19 protein-coding genes and 1 tRNA gene are annotated in these 19,524 nt (G+C 63.0%); 12 read left to right on the forward strand and 8 right to left on the reverse strand.

All coding sequences use genetic code 11. The features are described 5' to 3' along the window. Nucleotides 1-12: 12 nt before the first annotated feature. Together X741_RS156585 and hspQ are read left to right on the forward strand one after the other, a co-directional pair. Nucleotides 13-1,227 carry a UbiH/UbiF family hydroxylase gene (locus tag X741_RS156585; RefSeq protein ID WP_023777305.1) on the forward strand — a complete coding sequence of 405 codons (1,215 nt, stop codon included), beginning with the start codon at nucleotides 13-15 and terminating at the stop codon, nucleotides 1,225-1,227. Between the two features lie 149 nt (nucleotides 1,228-1,376). After that, nucleotides 1,377-1,700, forward strand: a complete 324-nt coding sequence (hspQ, locus tag X741_RS156580) for a heat shock protein HspQ (RefSeq protein WP_023767703.1) — start codon at nucleotides 1,377-1,379, stop codon at nucleotides 1,698-1,700. A 91-nt stretch (nucleotides 1,701-1,791) separates the two neighbouring features. On the opposite strand, the gene X741_RS156575 is transcribed toward hspQ, so the two are convergent. Then, a complete protein-coding gene (locus tag X741_RS156575) occupies nucleotides 1,792-2,421 on the reverse strand; it encodes an invasion associated locus B family protein (RefSeq protein ID WP_013895584.1) in 630 nt (209 codons plus the stop codon). Nucleotides 2,422-2,654: 233 nt separating this feature from the next. Between X741_RS156575 and X741_RS156570 the strand changes: the two genes are divergently transcribed. From X741_RS156570 to mgtE, 4 genes are all read left to right on the forward strand, one after another. Continuing rightward, entirely contained in the window at nucleotides 2,655-4,472 is a 1,818-nt protein-coding gene (locus X741_RS156570; protein ID WP_023777306.1) for an extracellular solute-binding protein, read from the forward strand. Nucleotides 4,473-4,488: 16 nt separating this feature from the next. Beyond that, nucleotides 4,489-5,169 carry a DsbA family protein gene (locus tag X741_RS156565; RefSeq protein WP_023777307.1) on the forward strand — a complete coding sequence of 227 codons (681 nt, stop codon included), beginning with the start codon at nucleotides 4,489-4,491 and terminating at the stop codon, nucleotides 5,167-5,169. 473 nt (nucleotides 5,170-5,642) lie between these two features. Next, complete coding sequence (locus X741_RS156560; protein WP_023777308.1) at nucleotides 5,643-7,535, forward strand: ABC transporter ATP-binding protein/permease; 1,893 nt, start codon at nucleotides 5,643-5,645, stop codon at nucleotides 7,533-7,535. A 272-nt stretch (nucleotides 7,536-7,807) separates the two neighbouring features. Then, nucleotides 7,808-9,172 carry a magnesium transporter gene (mgtE, locus tag X741_RS156555; protein ID WP_023777309.1) on the forward strand — a complete coding sequence of 455 codons (1,365 nt, stop codon included), beginning with the start codon at nucleotides 7,808-7,810 and terminating at the stop codon, nucleotides 9,170-9,172. Between the two features lie 65 nt (nucleotides 9,173-9,237). Here mgtE and X741_RS156550 read toward each other — a convergent pair whose 3' ends face one another. The 4 genes from X741_RS156550 to rpiA form a co-directional block, all read right to left on the reverse strand. Next, the gene (locus tag X741_RS156550; RefSeq protein WP_023777310.1) at nucleotides 9,238-10,401 is read right to left on the reverse strand and encodes a serine hydrolase domain-containing protein; all 1,164 of its coding nucleotides are present in this window, start codon (nucleotides 10,399-10,401) and stop codon (nucleotides 9,238-9,240) included. Nucleotides 10,402-10,446: 45 nt separating this feature from the next. Continuing rightward, complete coding sequence (gene gor, locus X741_RS156545; RefSeq protein WP_023777311.1) at nucleotides 10,447-11,835, reverse strand: glutathione-disulfide reductase; 1,389 nt, start codon at nucleotides 11,833-11,835, stop codon at nucleotides 10,447-10,449. A gap of 124 nt (nucleotides 11,836-11,959) precedes the next feature. Continuing rightward, nucleotides 11,960-12,556: a DUF2059 domain-containing protein gene (locus tag X741_RS156540; protein ID WP_023777312.1), complete on the reverse strand. Its 597-nt coding sequence runs from the start codon at nucleotides 12,554-12,556 to the stop codon at nucleotides 11,960-11,962. Next, a complete protein-coding gene (gene rpiA, locus X741_RS156535; RefSeq protein ID WP_023777313.1) occupies nucleotides 12,543-13,274 on the reverse strand; it encodes a ribose-5-phosphate isomerase RpiA in 732 nt (243 codons plus the stop codon). The genes X741_RS156540 and rpiA overlap by 14 nt, the downstream gene beginning before the upstream one ends. A 171-nt stretch (nucleotides 13,275-13,445) precedes the next feature. Between rpiA and X741_RS156530 the strand changes: the two genes are divergently transcribed. The 4 genes from X741_RS156530 (at nucleotide 13,446) to X741_RS156515 (ending at nucleotide 15,412) form a co-directional block, all read left to right on the forward strand. Then, nucleotides 13,446-14,129 carry a phosphoglycolate phosphatase gene (locus tag X741_RS156530; RefSeq protein ID WP_023777315.1) on the forward strand — a complete coding sequence of 228 codons (684 nt, stop codon included), beginning with the start codon at nucleotides 13,446-13,448 and terminating at the stop codon, nucleotides 14,127-14,129. 140 nt (nucleotides 14,130-14,269) lie between these two features. Then, a tRNA-Val gene (locus X741_RS156525) sits at nucleotides 14,270-14,344 on the forward strand. A 153-nt stretch (nucleotides 14,345-14,497) separates the two neighbouring features. Then, entirely contained in the window at nucleotides 14,498-14,755 is a 258-nt protein-coding gene (locus X741_RS156520) for a PepSY domain-containing protein (RefSeq protein WP_023777316.1), read from the forward strand. 174 nt (nucleotides 14,756-14,929) lie between these two features. Then, nucleotides 14,930-15,412, forward strand: a complete 483-nt coding sequence (locus X741_RS156515; RefSeq protein ID WP_031249940.1) for a hypothetical protein — start codon at nucleotides 14,930-14,932, stop codon at nucleotides 15,410-15,412. Between the two features lie 6 nt (nucleotides 15,413-15,418). On the opposite strand, the gene X741_RS156510 is transcribed toward X741_RS156515, so the two are convergent. After that, nucleotides 15,419-17,305 (reverse strand): murein L,D-transpeptidase, encoded by a 1,887-nt coding sequence (locus X741_RS156510; protein ID WP_023777318.1) that lies wholly within the window; start codon nucleotides 17,303-17,305, stop codon nucleotides 15,419-15,421. A gap of 207 nt (nucleotides 17,306-17,512) precedes the next feature. Then, entirely contained in the window at nucleotides 17,513-17,659 is a 147-nt protein-coding gene (locus tag X741_RS1000000169680; RefSeq protein ID WP_156937868.1) for a hypothetical protein, read from the reverse strand. Nucleotides 17,660-17,709: 50 nt separating this feature from the next. Here X741_RS1000000169680 and X741_RS156505 point away from each other — a divergent pair, with 50 nt between their 5' ends. Then, the gene (locus tag X741_RS156505; protein ID WP_013895568.1) at nucleotides 17,710-18,105 is read left to right on the forward strand and encodes a rhodanese-like domain-containing protein; all 396 of its coding nucleotides are present in this window, start codon (nucleotides 17,710-17,712) and stop codon (nucleotides 18,103-18,105) included. A gap of 12 nt (nucleotides 18,106-18,117) precedes the next feature. Here the strand turns inward: X741_RS156505 and X741_RS156500 are convergent, their stop codons facing one another. Then, a complete protein-coding gene (locus X741_RS156500) occupies nucleotides 18,118-19,023 on the reverse strand; it encodes an alpha/beta fold hydrolase (protein WP_023777320.1) in 906 nt (301 codons plus the stop codon). 47 nt (nucleotides 19,024-19,070) lie between these two features. Here X741_RS156500 and X741_RS156495 point away from each other — a divergent pair, with 47 nt between their 5' ends. Next, the gene (locus X741_RS156495; RefSeq protein ID WP_013895566.1) at nucleotides 19,071-19,523 is read left to right on the forward strand and encodes a MarR family transcriptional regulator; all 453 of its coding nucleotides are present in this window, start codon (nucleotides 19,071-19,073) and stop codon (nucleotides 19,521-19,523) included. Nucleotide 19,524: the final 1 nt, after the last annotated feature.

The following is a 19,524-nucleotide window of genomic DNA, read 5'->3' on the forward strand; positions in this document are numbered from 1 at the left end:
CGGAAACCGATCTTGGAGCGGAAGCAAACAGCAGGGATACTGGTCGCCGGCACAGGGCCGGCGGGGCTGATCGCGGCACTTGCCTTCGCAGATGCCGGTTTCCGGGTAACGCTCGTCGGGCCGGAAGCTTCGGTCCCCGATGGGCGCACCACGGCCCTGATGAACCCCGCTTTGATGGTGCTTGAGCGGCTCGGCGTGCTCGAAGACATCAAGCCCAAGGCCGCCCCCTTGAAAGTGATGCGCATCGTCGATGCGACCAGCCGGCTGATCCGCAGTCCCGTCGTCACCTTCCGCGCCAGCGAGATCGATGAGGACCAGTTCGGGCTCAATCTGCCCAACGCCGTCTTCGGCCCAGCACTGGCCAGCAAGGTTGCCGCGCATCCCGGGATCGAACGGCTGATGTCGATGGTCAAGACCTGGCATCTCGACGCAGACATGGCCCATGCCGCCCTCGCCGACGGCAGCGAGGTCGGAGCGTCGCTGGCGGTCGCCGCCGATGGGCGCCTGTCGCCCGCCCGCGAGGCAGCGGGCATTTCGATCGCGTCGCGCTCCTATCCTCAAGCCGCGCTCGTCCTGAACTTCCATCATAGCCGCGACCACGCTTTCACCTCGACGGAGTTCCATACAGAGACTGGTCCGTTCACGCAGGTTCCGCTGCCCGGCGATCGCTCGAGCCTCGTCTGGGTGGTCAAGCCGGAGACCGCCAGGGAACTGGCTGCATTGGACGACGCAGCGCTCTCGTTGCGGGTCGAGCAGCAGATGCGGTCGATGCTGGGCCGGGTGACCGTGGAGCCGGGCCGCCAGATTTATCCGCTTTCGACCGTGACCCCCCTGCGCTTTGCCCGGCATCGGGTGGCGCTTGTCGGCGAGGCCGCCCATGTGTTCCCGCCGATCGGCGCGCAAGGTCTCAACCTGGGCATCAGGGACATTGACGATCTTGTTGGAATCGCGAGTGAAAATCGTGACGACCCTGGCACGGCCAAGGCGCTGGCCGCTTACGACTTCAAACGCCGGCCTGACATTCTGGCGCGCAGCAGCGCTGTCAATCTGCTCAACATGTCGCTGCTTTCCGACATGCTGCCGGCGCAGATGGCGCGCGGTGCCGGTCTCGGCGTGCTCGGGGGCGTTGCACCGCTGCGTGCCTTTTTCATGCGCGAGGGACTTCGTCCCGGCAGCGGCTTTGCAGCACTTGCGGGTGGCCTGCGAAAGCCGGTGCGGCGAAACTAGCGATCTTGCGGATTTTGCCGCGATATCGCGACTTCAATCAAAAACTTTGCTCCGCGCGCTGCGTAGCTTGAAGACGCTAAAAACGCTTCGGGATTGAATTGACTCGGAGTCTGCGCCAAATAAAGCCAAGGAATTCAGTGGTGAGTACGATGAAAACGGCCAAATTCGCGATCGGACAGGTGGTTCGCCACCGGTTGTTTCCGTTTCGTGGCATCATTTTCGACGTCGATCCACAATTCGCCAACACCGACGAATGGTACGAGGCCATCCCCGCGGACGTGCGGCCACGCAAGGATCAGCCATTCTACCATCTGCTCGCCGAGAATTCTGAAACCGAATACATCGCTTACGTATCCGAGCAGAATTTGCTGGCGGATCAGTCGGGCGAGCCGGTTCGTCATCCGCAGATCAAGGAGATGTTCGACAAGAGGCCGGATGGGCGCTACGAGCCGAAACGGCAGTCCAGGCACTGATTTTCCGGCATTCCGGATGCGGTCAGGAACGAAAAAAGCGGGGCATGACCCCGCTTTTTCTTTGGCTTCGATATTGGCCCGATGCCGGTGATCAGTTGGCGGTTTTCGCCTTGTCCTGTTCGTCCTTGAGCTTCTTGGCGAAGTCCTGGTTGTTCTTGGCGACGAAGTCCTGCAGCTTCTTCTGACGGTCCTCGATGTCCGACTGCTGCAGCGGCGGGCCGTCATAGGCGCCGCTGAAGCCTTGCAGCGCGATCTTGATCGGGTTGGCCTGGTTCTGGAAATTGATCGAAGTCAGCGTGATCCCCTGGCCCTTCTTGAACGAGGCGACAAGCTGGTCGGTCAGCGGCACTTCGGCCACGCAACGGTCCGGGAAGCAGATGACATAGTCGAGCTTCTGCGCCTTGCCGGTGTCGATCTGCAGGCCGATGCCGGGAGGCACGAGGCGACCGGTCGGGACCGTCACCTGGAACACCTTGCGGTTCACCTTGCCCTTGAGCTCGATCAGGCTGACACCGGTGACGAGCTGGCCGTTGCCGGCGGTGACGATATTCTGGACGTTGCAGATGTCGACGTCTTCCTGCTTGGTGCAGGCCTTGAACCAGCCCTGTGGAATCTGCGGCTGCTGCTGAGCGGAAGCAGCGGGAAGCCCTGCACCCAGAAAGCCGACCACGCCCGCGGCCATGACCGAAAGGCGGTACGCATTGCTGTTCAGGCTCGTCATGTCGTGCACTTCCTCTCAAATAATCCCGGGACCGGCTTCTTCGCGCCGCGTGGTCCAGCTACCTGTTGCCGAAATGAGGCAACAGAATGACTTCGGACGGCGTGTTACACTGCAAGCGGTGTCGAATCCAGCCCGCCCACTTGTAATTCTTGATGACACCATTGGCCGGCACGCAGCCGCCTCATGCTAGTGTGCGCATCGAATCATCAAGCCGACCTGTTAAGGAGACGGTCATGGGCCGCGTTCTTGTTTGGCTGATCACCGCGATATCGTTTCTCACCCTGCCGCAGTCAGCGCTTTCGGCGCCTAAATACGCCATTGCGATGCAGGGCGAACCGGCCCTGCCGCCGGACTACACCCATTTCAGCTACGTCAATCCCGACGCGCCGAAGGGTGGCAACATCACCTATTGCGTCGTCGGCAGCTTCGACAACCTCAACCCTTTCATCCTGAAGAGCCTGCGCACGACGGCGCGCGGCATGATGGACACGATCTTCGGCAACCTGGTCTTCGAGCCGCTGATGCAGCGCAATGCGGACGAGGCCTTTACCCTCTATGGGCTGCTGGCGGACAGCGCCGACATGGACCCGGAGCGCAAGAGCATTGAATTCCATCTCAACCCGAAGGCAAAATGGTCCGACGGGCAGCCGGTGACACCCGAAGACGTGCTGTTCACCTATGATGCCTACACGCAGAAAGGCCGTCCGCCCTACAGCGACCGCATGGCCAGGATCGCCAAGCTGGAAAAGACCGGCGACCACAGCGTACGCTTCACCTTCAACGACAAGGCTGATCGCGAGTTTCCACTGATCATCGCGCTGACGCCGATCATCCCCAGGCACGCCTTCGCCATGGACACGTTCGACAGGACGACGCTGAAGCCGTTGATCGGCAGCGGTCCCTACACGATCGCGCAGGTGCAGCCCGGCCAGCGCGTCGTCTTCAAGCGCAATCCCGACTACTGGGGCAAGGACGTTCCCGCCAAGCGCGGCTTCGACAATTACGACCAGATAACCATCGAATATTTCCTCAACGCCAACGCCAAGCTCGAAGCGTTCAAGAAGGGCCTTTGCGCCATCGACGATGACGGCGATCCGGTCAAGCGCGAGCGCGATCTCGACTTCCCGGCGTTCCATAAGGGCGACGTGGTCTCTGAAACCTTCGACACCGGCATTCCGCCTGTGGTGACCGGGTTTCTGTTCAACACCAGGCTGCCAAAGTTCTCCAATCCGGTGGTTCGGCGCGCGCTCGGCATGCTTTACGATTTCGAATGGGCCAACAAGAACCTTTTCGGCGGCAAATACGCGCGCACGATGAGCTATTGGCAGAACTCCGAGCTGTCCGCGCTCGGCCATCCGGCCGACGACAGGGAAAAGGCGCTGCTGGCGCCCTACCCCGGCCGTGTGCCGTCCGACGTGATGGACGGCACCTGGAGACCGCCGGTGACCGATGGTTCGGGCCAGGACCGCAAGGTGTTGAAGACGGCTTTCGATCTCCTGAAAAGCATCGGATACCACCTGCAGGGCGGCACGATGCTCGATCCCGACGGCAAGCCATTCGGTTTCGAGATCATGACCTCTTCGCAAGACGAGGAGCGCCTGGCCGGCATCTACCAGCGCACATTGGAGAAGATCGGCATCAACGTCACCATCCGCAGCCTCGACGGCGATCAGATCCAGTCGCGCAAGCAGCGTTTCGATTTCGAGGTGCTGGTCGGGTCGAGCGGCTTCAACAATTCGCTCTCCCCAGGCATCGAGCAGATCGGGCGTTGGTCGTCCAACGCCGCCAAGACCGAAGGATCGTTCAACCTCGCCGGCGTCGCCGACCCGGCGATCGATGCCGCGATCGAGGCAATGCTGCGGGCCCGCTCGAAGGAAGACTATGTCGCCGCGGTCCGCGTCCTCGATCGGCTGCTGATCTCGGGCAATTATATGGTGCCGATGCAGTACAACACGCAGCAATGGCTTGCCTACTGGAATTATCTGGAACATCCGAAGAAGACGCCCATATTCGGTTATCAACTGCCAAGCTGGTGGCGCAAGCCGAACTGAAAATCCGGAGATCGAGATGAGCGAAGCGAACGCCATTACCGTCGATGTGGTGTCGGACGTCGTCTGCCCGTGGTGCTTCATTGGCCAGAAGCGGCTGGACAAGGCGGTCGCCGCGGCCGGCGATGTCGAAGTGCACATACGCTGGCGGCCATTCCAGCTCGATCCGACCATTCCGCCCCATGGCAAGGATCGCCGTGAATACATGCTGGCCAAGTTCGGCAGCGATGAGCGCATTCGTGAAATTCACGCCCGCATCGAGCCACTTGGCGAGGCCGAGGGCATTTCCTTTGCCTTCGACGCCATCAAGGTGGCGCCCAACACTCTGGACGCGCATCGCCTGATCCGCTGGGCCGGCGCCGCCGGTGAGGCCGTACAGAACAGTCTGGTGCGCCGCCTGTTCCAGTTGAATTTCGAGGAAGGCGTCAACATTGGTGACCATGCCGTCCTGATCGAGGCCGCCCGCGAGGCCGGCATGGATGCGTCTGTCGCGGAGACACTGCTGCCGACCGACGCCGATGTCGAGGCGGTGCGCACCGAGATCGCTACCGCCGCGCGCATGGGCATATCGGGCGTGCCGTGCTTCCTGCTCGAAGGCAAATATGCCGTGATGGGCGCGCAGGATGCCGCCACCCTGGCCGACGCGATCCGTCAGGTGGCGGCCGCCAAGGCGCGTGGCGAGTTGGATATGGTCGGCTGAGCCGATCCGGGCCATTTCCGGCTGCCAGCAAAGATAACCGGCGGCAAGGAATCAGGCATCCAGCACGGCGTGTTTTCGCAAATTCGGATGGTCCGCCGCTAAAAATCGGCCTGCCGGGTAAGCCAAAAGAAGTAACGATACCGTGTAATGCTTTCCCCAAGGGAAGGTGGAGACGTCTCGCCTCGCCATCGGGTAATCATTTGAAATCATTACGTTAAATTGCCCTTTGGTCGGCTTCCGCGCGACGCTGGGAAAGCCCGTCCTGTTGCCTTGCCGACACGCTCGCCACCACAATCCGGCTGACCCCCTACAAAAATTAATAGAAAATGATCAATTGGTGTTACCATCCGTAACAAAAGAAAAAAGGTTTGGGCGGGATCGTGATTCGGATCGGCAGACGATCGCAGGAGTCAGTACCGGATGGACTACACCGCGGCGCCGCAGGGCAGTCGCTTTTGACGCCGGTATCCTCGATGCGCAGTTTCTGGGGGCTCATGCGAGCCTACTGGATCTCGGATCGCTGGAAGGAAGCCTGGACGCTGACGGTGGTGATCGCACTGCTGACCGCGGCATCCAGCAAGGCAGGCGTCTGGTTCGCCGAAGCGTCTGGCGAACTGGTCAATTCGATCGCCTTCTTCCACGACGCCGCTAACACCACCCCACTGCGAACCCTGCTGGTCAACGCCGGCATCCTCGTATTGCTGGTGGTGCTCAAGGACGCCGGCTTCACGGGCGTCCGCAACCTTGTCTCGGTAACCTTGCACCGCAAATGGCGCGGTTGGCTGGACAGCCGTTTCAACGAGGCGCTGCTCGACGGCAACCACACGCATTTCCATGCCCAGCATGCGTCGACCGGCGGCAGCACGCCTGCTCCCGACAACATCGACCAGCGCATCCAGGAATCGATCAAGGACATGACCGGCGGCGCCATTGGGCTGGCCATGGGTGTGCTTGGCGTCGCCACCTCGCTCTATTTCGTCGGCCAGAAGCTGCTTGAAAACTCCGTCGAGGTGAAGGGGCTCGAGTTCCTCGGCAGCTATGGCAGTGCCGTCCTGGCCTTCCTGGCGGTCGCCACCTACGTGCCGTTGAACACATGGATCGCGGTCCGGCTCGGAAGCCTGCTCGAGCGCCTCAACGTTCGCATGCAGCAGGCCGAAGGCAGCTACCGCGGCGAGCTGACGACGTTCCTGCGCCGCAGCTTCCATGTCGCGGCATCCCACGGTGAAGGTGTGCAGAAGAGCATGCATCGCCGGCTCTATGTCGACATCGACGGAACCTGGTCGCGGCTGAACATCGTCAACACCGTCTATATGTCGTTCGAGCTGATCTACAATTTCATCGGCGCCCGCATTGTCGCCTACGGCCCAGGCCTCGTGCCGTTCATCCATAATGGCCTTGACCTCAAGGGCTACATAACCGGCTCAGAACTGGTCAATTCGTTGATCGGCCAGTGTTCGTGGTTCATCCATGTCATGCCGGCGATCGCCACGCTGCGCGCCAACAGCCAGCGTGTCACCGAGCTCGCGAATGCGATCGAGACGGTTCAGCATCCGCAGGAATTCTACAGCCAGACCGGCCGCTCCGACTTCCACTACGCCAGCCAGAATCCGGTCTTCGGCCTGACCATCCAGAAACTCGAACTGGCGCATCAGGGCGAGGATGCAACGCCGTTCCTCAGTGCCGCCAACCTGCGCTTCCGGCGCGGCGAGTGGACGTTCCTGAAGGGCGAGTCCGGTTGCGGCAAGACCTCGCTGATCAAGGCGATCAATGGCCTGTGGCCCTATGGCCGCGGCACGATCGTCTTCCCCGAAGGGGTGAAGAGTTTTTATGCCGCCCAGGAGGTCAAGCTTCAGCAGGTGTCGCTGAAACAGCTGGTCTGCCTGCCGGGCTCCGAATACCACCATGGCGACGCACAGGTAGCCGCGGCGCTGCACAAGGCCGGCCTTGGCGACTTCATCGAGCACATGGCCAACGAGCACCGTGAGGGCAAAAGCTGGGATCAGGTTCTCTCGGGCGGCCAGAAACAGAAGCTGGTGGTGGCGCGCATCATCCTGCAGCAGCCGGGGCTGCTGTTCCTCGACGAAGCGACCGGCGCGCTCGATCCCGACGGCAAGATTGCCTTCCATCAGGCCATCAAGGACAACTGCCCCGATGTCACGGTGATCAGCGTCATGCACGAAGCCGTGGCGCCGAGATCCGTTGCCGGCACCGAGTTCTACCACTCGATGGTGCTGATCGCCGATGGCGTCGCCTCCAAGAAGCCCCTGGCTCCGAGCCTGCCTGTCGAACTCACCACGATCCTCGCGCAGCCGCGGCCGGTCGAAGACAAATGGCTGCGGTTCCCGCGCCGGCTGAAGCAGAAATAACGACGCTTTCACCGAGACTTGCCGCGCCTGGCGGCGGTCGGTGATCACAGTCTCGCGATCGGAGCCGTCAGGCGCCGTTTTCCTCCCTCACGATGATTGACTCGGCAAAGCGCGCTTCTATGTTGCGCCGGCTTGCAGATAGTCGAAACGCAAACCCGCAAGCGGAAAGGTCACCGCGCCATGCCTGGCGACAGTATTAGTCGAACGCAACCGCCGTCCGCCTAGACGTGACCTGAACGGTTCATGTCCTGCCGGACGGCAAGGAGTGAACCATGAACGATTTTTTTCCCGTAGCGGACGACGAGGCCGTCGCCATCGCCCGCATCCTTGCCAACGACCATGTCGCCGACGTGGTCGAGGCACTCAATCACGAACCGCGCGAAACAGCGACCGAGCTGCTTTGCGAGGTGCCGTTCGAGCGGTTGGTCGAGATTTTCGATCAGCCGGAGCTCGATGGCGCGTCCGAACTCGTGGAGGCCTTGCCCCGCCCCAAGGCAAGCAAGCTGCTTACCGCCATGTCCGTCGACCGCGCGGCCGACATCCTGCGTGAGCTCGATGAACCGGCACGCTCGGCACTCCTCGGTGCGCTGGCGCCGCCGCTGCGCGCGACCCTGCTTTCCATCCTGGGTTATCCCGAAGGCAGCGCCGCGTCGATCATGACGACGGAGTTCGTCAGCGTCCCTTCGGACTGGACCGTCGGGCGCACGCTCGACTACATCCGCAAGGTCGAGCGGACACGCGAAACCGTCTACGCGATCTACATCGTCGATCCGCAAACGCATCTCCTGGTGCGCTCGACCGGCCTGCGCCGGCTGATCACCGGCGAACCCGATGACTCGATCATGTCCGTGGCGCCGGATCGCATGCCGGTGACGGTCACCCCGCTGACCGATCGTGAAACCCTGGCGCAGACGATCTCCAAATACGATCTGCTCGCCGTTCCCGTCGTCGACCATGGCAAGATCCTCGGCATCGTCACCATCGACGACATCATCGACACGATGATCGAGGAGACGACCGAGGACGTGCACCGTTTCGGTGGCATGGAAGCGCTCGACGAGCCTTACATGAAGATGAGCTTCCTCGCCATGATCAGGAAGCGGGGTGGCTGGCTTTGCGCGCTGTTCATCAGCGAGATGCTGACGGCGAACGCCATGCAAAGCTATGAGGGCGAGTTGGAGAAGGCGATCGTGCTCACCCTGTTCATCCCGCTGATCATGAGCTCCGGCGGCAATTCCGGCTCGCAGGCGACGTCCCTGGTCATCCGGGCGCTTGCGTTGCGCGAGATCGGCTTGGGCGACTGGTGGCGGGTGGCGCTGCGCGAACTGCCGACCGGCCTCGTGCTCGGCGCCATGCTCGGCGTGGTCGGCATCTGCCGCATCGCGCTCTGGCAATATATGGGCTTCTACGATTACGGCCCGCATTGGCCGCTGATCGCTACGACCGTCGGCGCGGCGCTGGTCGGCATCGTCACCTTCGGTTCCCTGTCGGGGTCGATGCTGCCGTTCGCCTTGAAACGGATCGGCTTCGACCCGGCCAGCGCATCGGCGCCATTTGTTGCCACGCTGGTCGATGTCACCGGGCTGGTGATCTATTTCTCGGTGGCGCTGGTGATCCTGCGCGGCACGTTGCTGTAGCAGCGTCAACGCTTTCCGCCGCTGGCAGTCGCCGGCGGCGGAACCCTCTCTTCCCCGAAATGACCTTAGACCTGCCTGCCGTAGATGGCGTCGCGGAGTGCGTCGGGAAAGACGCCCATCATGCCTGCTATCGCCGTGTTGGTCAGCACCACCACGGTCAGATCCAATGCCGGATCCACGAACCAGGAATGACCGTAGACACCGCCCCAGCGCCAGGTGCCGGCGGTCTGGGGCGTTGATGCTGCGAGCGGGTCGCGCAGGACGCCAAATCCGAGCCCCCAGCCCCAGCCGGGCATGGTGGTTTCAATACCTGGTATCGCGTCCCTGGTCATCGCCGCCGCCGTTTCGGGACGGATGACCGGGCTACCGCCCGAACGCAGCGCTTCGAGCAGCTTGAGGACATCGCTTGCCGTGCCATTCATCCCGGTGCCACCCGAGGCGAAGGAAGCAGGGTCGAAGACGCGGGCGGGCGAGAATGCGATGAAACCGTCGGCGAAGGGCACGCGATGATACGAGCCCATCGCGACGGCCTTGCCCGGCCCATCGGCATAGGGCGTCACCAGCCGGGATCGATCGCGCACGGCAAAGGATGCGTCATGCATGCCGAGCGGCTGGACGACCAGGCGATCGACCAGCTCCGGCAAGGAAACGCCGGTGGCCCTCGCCATCACCTCGCCCAGCACATCCATCGCCACCGAATAGCCCCAGCCGGTTCCCGGCTCGTAGGACAGCGGCACCGAGGCGATACGGTCGAGATTCTCGGCCATGGAGAGGCCGGGCTGGTCGAGGCCGTCGGAGACGCCGGCGCGATGATAGGGGCCGTCCGCCGGTTGCCGGAAACCGTAGCTCAGGCCGGCGGTGTGCGTCAGCAGCTGCCGGAGGGTGATGACGGGCTCGCTGCCATCAGCCAGCTTCGGGCGGAATTCAGGGATATACTTCGATATGGGATCGTCGAGGCGGATGACATTCGCTTCGACCAGGGTAAGAGCCGCCGTCGCGACCACGGGTTTGGTCACCGACGACAGCCGGAAGATCGCATCCGCCGTCATCGGTTTGTTCGTCTCGCGATCGGCAAGGCCGGCGGCGCGGCTGTAGAGGATTTCGCCACGCCGGGCGACAAGGATCATGGCGCCGACAATGCGCCCGTCCTCGATGGCCCGGTCGACGACCTGATCGACACGTCCGCCAAAACCACCGTCAAGCGGTGTGGAAATGGTGGTCCCGGACATCGATGGCTCCCTTGACCGCAAGCGCCAGACGGCGGACGAAACGTGTCAGACGCGCTCGCCGTTCTTCACACGGTATGTCGGCTTGTACATGGTGACGAGCTCTTCCGCCGCGGTCGGGTGCACGGCCATGGTGCGGTCGAAATCATACTTGGTCAGTCCCGCCTTCAGCGGAATGCCGAGCAGCTGCGCCATTTCGCCGGCATCCGGCCCCAATATGTGGGCGCCGAGCACTTTTCGCGAAGCGCCATCGACCACCAGCTTGATGAGCATTTTCTCGTCGCGGCCCGACAGCGTATGACGCATCGGCCGGAAGCTGGCGCGGTAGATCTCGACATCGGCGAAACGCTTGACGGCTTCATCCTCCGACAGGCCCACCGTGCCGATTTCCGGCTGTGAAAAGACGGCGGTCGCGATCGTGTCGTGGTCGGGTGCGCTCGGGTTGTCCTTGAATGCCGTCTCCACGAAGCACATCGCTTCGTGGATCGCCACCGGCGTCAGCTGCACGCGGTTGGTGACGTCGCCGATCGCCCAGATGTTGTCGATGTTGGTGCGGGAATAATCGTCAACCTTGATCGCGCCGACAGGGGTCATCTCGATGCCGATGCCTTCAAGGCCCATGTTCTCGGTGTTGGGGATACGCCCGATGGCCAGCATCACCTGGTCGACCGTCAGCGTCTTGCCGCTGGTGAGAAGGGCGTCGAGCCGGCCGTCCGGGCGCTTGCGCACCCACTCGGTCACAGAATGGCAGAGTATCTTGATCCCCTTCTTCTCCATGGTCTCGTGCAGCGTGCGGCGCAGATCCATGTCGAAGCGGCTGAGGATTTCCTTGCCGCGATAGACCAGCGTGGTATCGACGCCGAGGCCGTGGAAGATGTTGGCGAACTCGACCGCGATATAGCCGCCGCCTTCGATCATGATCGCCTTCGGCAGCTCCTTGAGGTCGAAGGCCTCATTGGAAAAGATGCAGTGCTCGTGGCCGGGCAGCGCCGGATGCGCCGCCGGACGGCCGCCGGTGGCGATCAGGATCTGGTCGACGGTGACGGTGCGGTCTTCGCCCAGAAGATGGATCACATGTGGGTCGACAATCACCGCCCGCGAGTGAAAGGTCTCGCCGCCGGAGCCCTCGACATTCTTCTTGTAGATCGCCTCCAGCCGGCTGATCTCGCGATCCTTGTTGGCGACCAGCGTCTGCCAGTCGAAAGTGGCTTCCGGCACGGTCCAGCCATAGCCGGCCGCATCGGCAAAATGCTCCGGAAATTGCGAGGCATAGACATAGAGCTTCTTCGGCACGCACCCCCTGATGACGCAGGTGCCGCCGAACCGGTACTCCTCCGCGATGCCGACGCGCTTGCCGAGTGCGGCGGCGACGCGTGCCGCCCTCACCCCGCCGGAACCGCCGCCGATGACGAAGAGATCGTAATCATAACCGGCCATGACGCGGCTCCTTGAACTTCAGGAAATGAGCTTCGGAAATCCCGTCACAGGTAGGCTGCAAACCGTCAAAAGAAAAGCCCGGACAAGCCGGGCTTCATGAATGGCCGCAAGGCCGTTTGCTGGATCAGTTTGCCGAATTGTCCGCGGGGGCCGCGCCATCGGCCGGGGCTGCTCCGTCCGCGGGAGCGGCAGCATCGGCGGGNGCCGCCGGCGCCTTCGCCTTGGCCGCCGCGGCCAGCGTTTCGCCGACCTGCTGTGCGAGATCGCGGGCAACGCCGTTCTGCCAGATGTCGGCCGCCTTGACCAAATCACGCGTCACGGTTGGGCCGCTGTCGAGCAGCTTCTTGCCTGCCTCGGAGGTATAGAAGGCCGCGATGTCGTTGAGATCTTTTTCGGAAAACACCTTCGCGTAGGCAAGGGCTGCTTCCTTCTCGAGATCCGCCCGGCGCGAGGCCATGGCCAGCGCCTTCTCGTTGATCGTCTTGCCGATCAGTTCCTGCATGTCCGGGTTCTTCTGGATGAGCTGCGATTCGAGCGCGGCCGCCGCCTGCGGCAGGATGTTGTCGAACGGGTCGGTTGCATGGATCGCCGCGACCGCCGCCCGGGCAGCCTTCAGGTGCGATTCCGTGACATCCTGTGAAAACGCCGGCGAGGAGAAGGCGATGACGGCCGAAGCCGCCAGAACGGCGCAAATGGTGCGAACCCGGTTATGCAACATCATGGTCGGTAGAACTCCCTGGTTTTCGGGCGGCATGGACGGTTTGGATACCGTCGCCGCCGGCGATGATGGCCGCTGACGCCAGCCCGATGAAAAGACCATGCTCGACCACGCCCGGAATGGCGTGGAGAGCATTCGAAAGCGCTCTTGTATCCGGAATGCGGCCAAAAGATGCATCGAGGATAAAATGGCCGCCGTCTGTAACAAAAGCCTGGCCTCCCGTCATCCTCAATGTAACCGGACCGGAAAGGCCGAGGTTTTCAGCCGCTGCCGACACCGCGATCTCGGTGGCGCGCAGGCCGAACTGGTTGACTTCGATCGGCAGCGGAAACCGGCCGAGTGTCTCGACCATCTTCGACCGGTCGGCAATGACGATCATGCGCTGCGAGGCCGCGGCGACGATCTTCTCGCGCAGCAGCGCGCCGCCGCCGCCCTTGATCAAGGTCAGTTCCGGATCGACCTCGTCGGCGCCGTCGACCGTGAGATCGAGCTCCGGCGTCTCCTCCAGTGTCGACAGAGGCACGCCAAGTTCGCGACACAGCGCGGCCGTGCGTTCCGAAGTCGGCACGCCGATCACGGTCATGCCGGTCGCGACCTTGTCGGCAAGCAGCCGCACGAACTCTTCCGCCGTGGTGCCGGTGCCGATGCCGAGCCGCATGCCATCCGTGACATGGGCAAGCGCCGCCCGCGCGGCCTCGACCTTCAACTGTCTTGCATCCATGCCGCTTATTGCCCAGAAATCTTGGTGTTTTGGGCTCGTAGCATTTTTGCCGCCGGGGTCAAAGCTTTTGACCGTGGTCAAAGCCTTTGGCAGCCTGTCCACCCGTCTGCTTGCCTTGGCGCGCCGCAGCCGCTATCGCCTGCCGATGCACAAACCTGCGCAGGATGGATCATGAGTCGCCCGATCATCGTGTTCGACCTCGACGGAACGCTGATTGATACGGCGCCGGACCTGCTCGACAGCCTCAACCACAGCCTGGCGGCAAGCGAGCTCGCGGCCGTCGACGAAGCTGGCTTCAGGCGCTTCGTCGGCCATGGCGGCCGCGTGATGATCGAGCGGGCGCACGCCGCCCAGCAGCGATCGCTCGAGGTCGCCGAGCACGACCGGCTGCTGAAGCTGTTCCTGGACCACTACACCGACAACATTCCCGGCAAATCCCGCCCCTACCCCGGTGTCGTCGAGGCGATCGCGCGTTTCGAGAAGGCAGGCTATCTGCTGGCCATCTGCACCAACAAGTACGAGGCCAACTCGCTGGCGCTGATCGAAGCGCTCGGCCTGACCAGGCATTTCGCGGCCATCGCCGGCCAGGACACGTTCGCGTTCCGCAAGCCCGACCCGCGTCACCTGACCGAAACCATCAAGCTCGCCGGCGGCGATCCGCACCGCGCCCTGATGGTCGGCGATTCGCAAACCGACATCGACACCGCCAAGGCAGCCGGTATTCCAGTCGTCGCGGTGGATTTCGGCTATACCGACCGGCATGTGCGCGAGTTCGAGCCCTCGGCCGTGATCTCGCATTTCGACGCGCTGACGCTCGATCTGGCGCAAAGGCTGATCGCCGCCGCGGGACACTGACGGAAAGCGCTCGGTGCCAAGCCGGCGACAGGCTCCCGACAGGCGGCAAATCCGATCCGTATCAGAACGCCGGACACCGCCTTGACTTCCCCAGCCTGCCTCCCTTATATCGCGGCTCGCTTGGCCTTCGGGCAACGAGCGGGCGATTAGCTCAGCGGGAGAGCACACCCTTCACACGGGTGGGGTCGCAGGTTCAATCCCTGCATCGCCCACCATTCTTTCCCAGACGTTTTCGGTCTTATCTTTTTGGCGTTGGCAACGGTTCGGCGAGTTTCAGCCTGCGCAACGTGGCCAGCCCCCTATTTTACCCTTCTGGAACAAATCAACCCACCAGCGAGTTTTCCTTTGTTGAACCTTGAGGGAAAACCATGTCCAGATTTCTCATGTCGACAAGCGTTGCCGTCCTTCTCGCTACCGGACCAGCTTTTGCCGCGGACGATATGCCACTGCCGCCGCCTAACGCCAAGAAGCTGTCGGACATCCTCGCCAAGGTCGAGCAACGCGACGGCTTCCGCTATGTGAAGGAAGTCGACTGGGATGATGGCGCCTACACCGTCACCTACTACACGGCGGACAAGGCGAAGGTCGAAATCACCTATGACCCGGTGACCGCCGAGCCGAAATAAGGCTCCTCGCAAGCACCTGTCGTTCGGCTGGTCGTGCGCCGGCAGTTGTCGGCGCACCATTTGTGCGGCGGCGCCTGAGCAGCCTGCAACGCGTGGCCATTACTACACGGCTTTTCGGCTCCCCTTGCGTTGGCTCGCCTTTGATGGCTGACTGCATCGGCGCCGCATTGGGGAATGGGCATGGCGACGGCGAAGCACGTATTGAAGCGCATCCTGATGATGCTTGCCGGTTACCTGGTCGCCGTGCTGGTCGGCTTGGTCGCCGTGGCGGCGATTTACGGCGTGCTCAGTTCCCTGCCCGACGCGCCCCAATATTTCGACGTCATGGGCGTCACCCCGATCGCGGTCCTGGTGGTGCCGCCGCTCGGCATGTTCGTCTATTTCCTGACCATCGTGGTGACCGGCTTGCAGACGCTCATCTTCGCGCTGATTGCCGAGTTCTTCTCGCTGCGCAACTTCCTGCTGCACATGTTCTTCGGCGCCGCCGCCGCTGCCGGCGGCTTCTTCCTGATCTGGCCGGGCACAACGGAGGACATGGATCCCGAACGCTGGGCCGACATCGGCATCATCGCAGCGGCCGGCCTGTTCGCCGGACTTGTCTATTGGCTGATCGCCGGCCGCGAGGCCGGGTTCCGGCGGCCCCTGTCGGCAGGTTGACTATGATCAGCTCGACGGCGAGCGCACCGCTTCGGTCGCGTCCATGGCCTGCTTCAGCCGCGAATCGCGATCGTAGACATCGCCGAAATATTCGACCTTGCCGGACATGTCGGGCCAGGCGGTGAAATAGGCGACATAGACGGGAATCTTGCGGGTCACATCCTGCGTCGAATGCCCATGCTTCAACTTCTCGGCGATATAGTCGACCGAGGTGTCGAGCACGGCGGCGGCCATGCCGCGCGGATCCTGCAGCCGCACGCAGCCATGGCTGAGCGCGCGCATATCCTGCTTGAAGAACGATTTCTGCGGCGTGTCGTGCATGTAGATCGCGTGCTTGTTGGGGAACAGGATCTTCAGTTCGCCCAACGCATTGGCTTCGCTCGGCTGCTGGCGCACGCTGTAGGGAATGTTGGAGCCATAAGCGCCCCAGTTGACCGCCGACGACGGGATGCGCTTGCCGCGCGAATCGGTCACCTCATAGCCGGCACGGTCGAGATAGCCGGGATCGTTGCGCAGCCTGGGCAGCATTTCGTTGACGATGATCGACTGCGGCACGCCCCAATAGGGGTGAAAATCGACCTGCTTGATCTGGTCGTAGAAGAAAGCGGTCTGGTTGGTGGTCCGGCCGATCACGGCGCGCGTCTTCAGCTTTTCCTGGCCGTCGTCGATATAGCTGGCGGTGAATGCCGGCTGGTTGATGAAAACGCGCGGACTGCCAAGGTCGGAAGGCAGCCAGCGCAGTTCTTCCAGCGCCACTTGCACCTTGAGCAGCCTGTCGGCCTTCGACGTCCCGGCCAGCAAGGCGACCGTGCGCGGTCCGATCACGCCGTCACCCTTCATGCCTTCCTTCTGCTGCACCGCCTTGATCAGCGGTATCAGCTCGGGAACGTAGACTTCGCTCGTTGCCAGCCGCGACAGCATCTCGCCATAGGCGCCGCCCATCTCGTCATCGAGATTGCGCGCGATCAGCGTCAGCAGTTTTGGGAGTTCGGGGCTGGTGTCGCCCGGCTTCAGCAGCAGCTTGGGATCGACGACGATCTCGTTTTCGGCGCTGGCCTGCAAGGATTCCAGCTCGACGCGCAACGCCTGGTATTCGGGGTTCTGCGGATGACGCGATTCGAGATAGGTCCGCACTTCCTGTGTATGCGCCAAGGTTTTCAGCACACCGACGAGGTCGAGCGGCTTGGCCGGGAAATCATAATAGCCGGTCATGCGGTTGGGTTCGATTCGGCCGCTCTGGGCGTCATGGGCGTAGCGCAGCACACGTGCCGACAGCGCCATCTCGAAGCGTACGAGTTCCTTCAGCCGTGCCGCCTCGTCGGCCGTCGAGGCGCTGGCCGCGGGCACCTCGACCGTGTAGTCGGCGGGCGTCAGGCCATAGCTCGCGGCCTCGCCCAGCACCCGCACCGCATCCTGCGCACGGCTGTTCGGGGTTGATCCGCCCACCCAGATGAAATCAGGGTTGGCCGAGTAGTAGGCGATCAGCGCCTTGGCGATGTCCGGCTCGGCGTAGAGCTCATAATCGGAAAGCCCTGCAATGGCCTCGTGGAAAGCAGCGACCGTGGCCGATGGCACGAAAGCGGCGTCTTGCGGCGTCGCCGGCTGCGGCGCGGCGGCCAGCGCCGAGAAGTCGACGCGCACCAGCCTGTCGGCCTTGTATGTATAGTAGGAGGGGCTGCTGATCCTCACGCCATCACCGCCGCCAGCCGAAACTTTCGGCTTGGGTTTGTTTGGCGGAGGAGGCGGAAAATCGCCTTTTGGCGAGTGCTTGACGCCGCCGCCGAACAGCATGTCGAAGAGCCCTTGAGCGCCTGCCTGAGGCGTGCCGAAAGCAAGTGTCGCCGTAATCGCCATCAGCGACACCACGGTTGTTTTTTTACCGAGGAATTTCATGGATCACCCGCTCCGGCCGCAACCGGTTCCCGTTCCGCACGTAAACCGTCCCGCTCACCGCATGGCGGATGTAAGGCGCGACTATACCGATTCATACCGATTTCGTTAAGCTTTCATAAATTTCCGGAAGCCTGTTGCAGAACAGTTTCACAACATCGTGACGGCTGGAGCGAGGGTGTTCGCTCCAGCCCGGGCAACGCCCTGGAATCAGGCGTTGGCGCCTCCGTCGTCGATGGTCAGCGCTGCGCCGGCGCGCGACGGTGCTTCGTGCCGCACTGATGGCGACGGTCGCCGGGCGATGGCCGCGTGGCGGACGATGGCCGGCGCCGACAAGACGTGACAAACGCCAGCCATTGTGCTGGAAATCCAAACAGCAGCCAGATGCGCGATCGGGAGGAAAGCCTGTGAAGAAGGGTTATCGCGAACTGCTGGATGAGGCGAATGCCGAGATCGAAGTGGTTTCGCCGGAGGAAGCCGCCGGACTGCTCGAGGATGAAGGCACCATCTTCGTCGATCTGCGCGATCCGCGCGAGATCGAGCGCGACGGCAGGATTCCCGGCGCCAAGCATGTCACCCGTGGCATGCTGGAATTCTGGATCGATCCCGAAAGCCCCTACCACAAGCCGTTCTTTGCCTCGGAAAAGAGCTTCGTCTTCTTCTGTGCCGGCGGCTGGCGTTCGGCGCTGGCCACCAAGACGGCGCAGGACATGGGGCTTTCGCCGGTCAAGCACATCCTTGGTGGCTACACCGCCTGGAAGGCGGCCGGATTGCCGGTCGAGCCCGGCGACAAGAAGAAATAATCTCGACGTCGCTCAATGCAGCAGCGACGGCTCCCGGGCCACGAAGGCGACGGCGCGTTCGACCACGCCCTTGTCGGCGAGAATGCGCCGGTGGCCGAGCCCGTCGGCCCAATGCAGTCGCACGTGATCACCGGCGCCGGCATAGCGCCTGGCATGATCGGCCGGTACCTCGCGGTCGTCAGGCGCGTGGATGACAAGTGTCGGCACGGGCGCCTGGGCGAGCTGGCGGTCGCCGGTGAATTCGTGCAGCGGCCGGCCGGAAAGGTGTTGGACACGGTCCGCCATCGCGACCTGTGAGCGCGGCCCGACATTGAGCATGCGGCTGAAGTCGGCGAAGATCGCCGGCAGCGAGCTTGGCGCCGCGATCAGCACCAGACGTCCGGCCGCCAGTGGCGGGACGTTCTTGACCGAACCGGCGATGGCGTTGGCCGCAACGGCGCCGCCGAAGGAATGGCCGATCGCCGCCGCGAACGGACCGAACCATTCGCCGGCGACGCGCACCGCTTCAACGGCGTTGACCATGTTCAGGTGCCTGCCCTGCGACTGGCCATGCCCTGGCAGGTCAAGCGAAACGACCCTGTAGCCGGCCGCGCGATAGCCTTCGATCAACGCGCGCATATATTCGGTGCGCGAACGCCAGCCATGAACGACGAGCACGGTGCCGGCGGCCGCCCTGCCCGGCTCCGGCCGGAATTCGTGCACCATGACGCAGCCGGTCGCGGTCTTCAGCCGATGATGGCGCGCTTCTGTCATGAACTCGGCGGCGCGGCCGATGGCGCGGCGCTCGCCGTCGGTCAGCGCCTTGGCGCTCGGCGTGCGGCAGAACAGTTCAAAGGCCGCGCGCCCGGTGATGCGTGGCGCGATATGTTCGGCCGCACCAAACACACCTCGGATGACCTTCAGCCCGAATGATGCCATAGTGAGAATCCATCCATACGTTCAAGCATGAACATAATAGTTCAAAGATGAACAATAGACAAGAGCTACCCTGGGACAACCCGCGTTTTCGCAACTGGGTCGCGGTGGCGCGCGCCTGCCATGTGCTGGAGCGTACGCTGGCGGTGAAGCTCGCGCCGCTCGATCTCAAGCCGGCACAGCTCGACGTGCTGATGAACCTCTACCGCCACCCCGGCATGTCGCAGCACGACCTTGCCCGCAAGCTGCTCGTCGGCCGCTCCAACATCACCATGCTGCTGCCGCAGCTGGAGGCACGCGGCCTGCTGCGTCGCGAGACCGACGAGAAGGACAGGCGCATCCTGCGGCTCGCTCTGACCGAAGCCGGCGAGGCACTGCTGATGCAGGCGCTGAAAGTGCACATGGCGCTGATCGAAAAGGCGATGAGCCAGTCGACGCCGGAACAGTGCGACATGATCGGCGACCAGATGCGCAAGATCTATGAAGTGCTGAAGGAAGCCTAGC

The organism is Mesorhizobium sp. LNHC221B00, assembly GCF_000502935.1.
GTDB classification, from domain to species: domain Bacteria; phylum Pseudomonadota; class Alphaproteobacteria; order Rhizobiales; family Rhizobiaceae; genus Mesorhizobium; species Mesorhizobium opportunistum.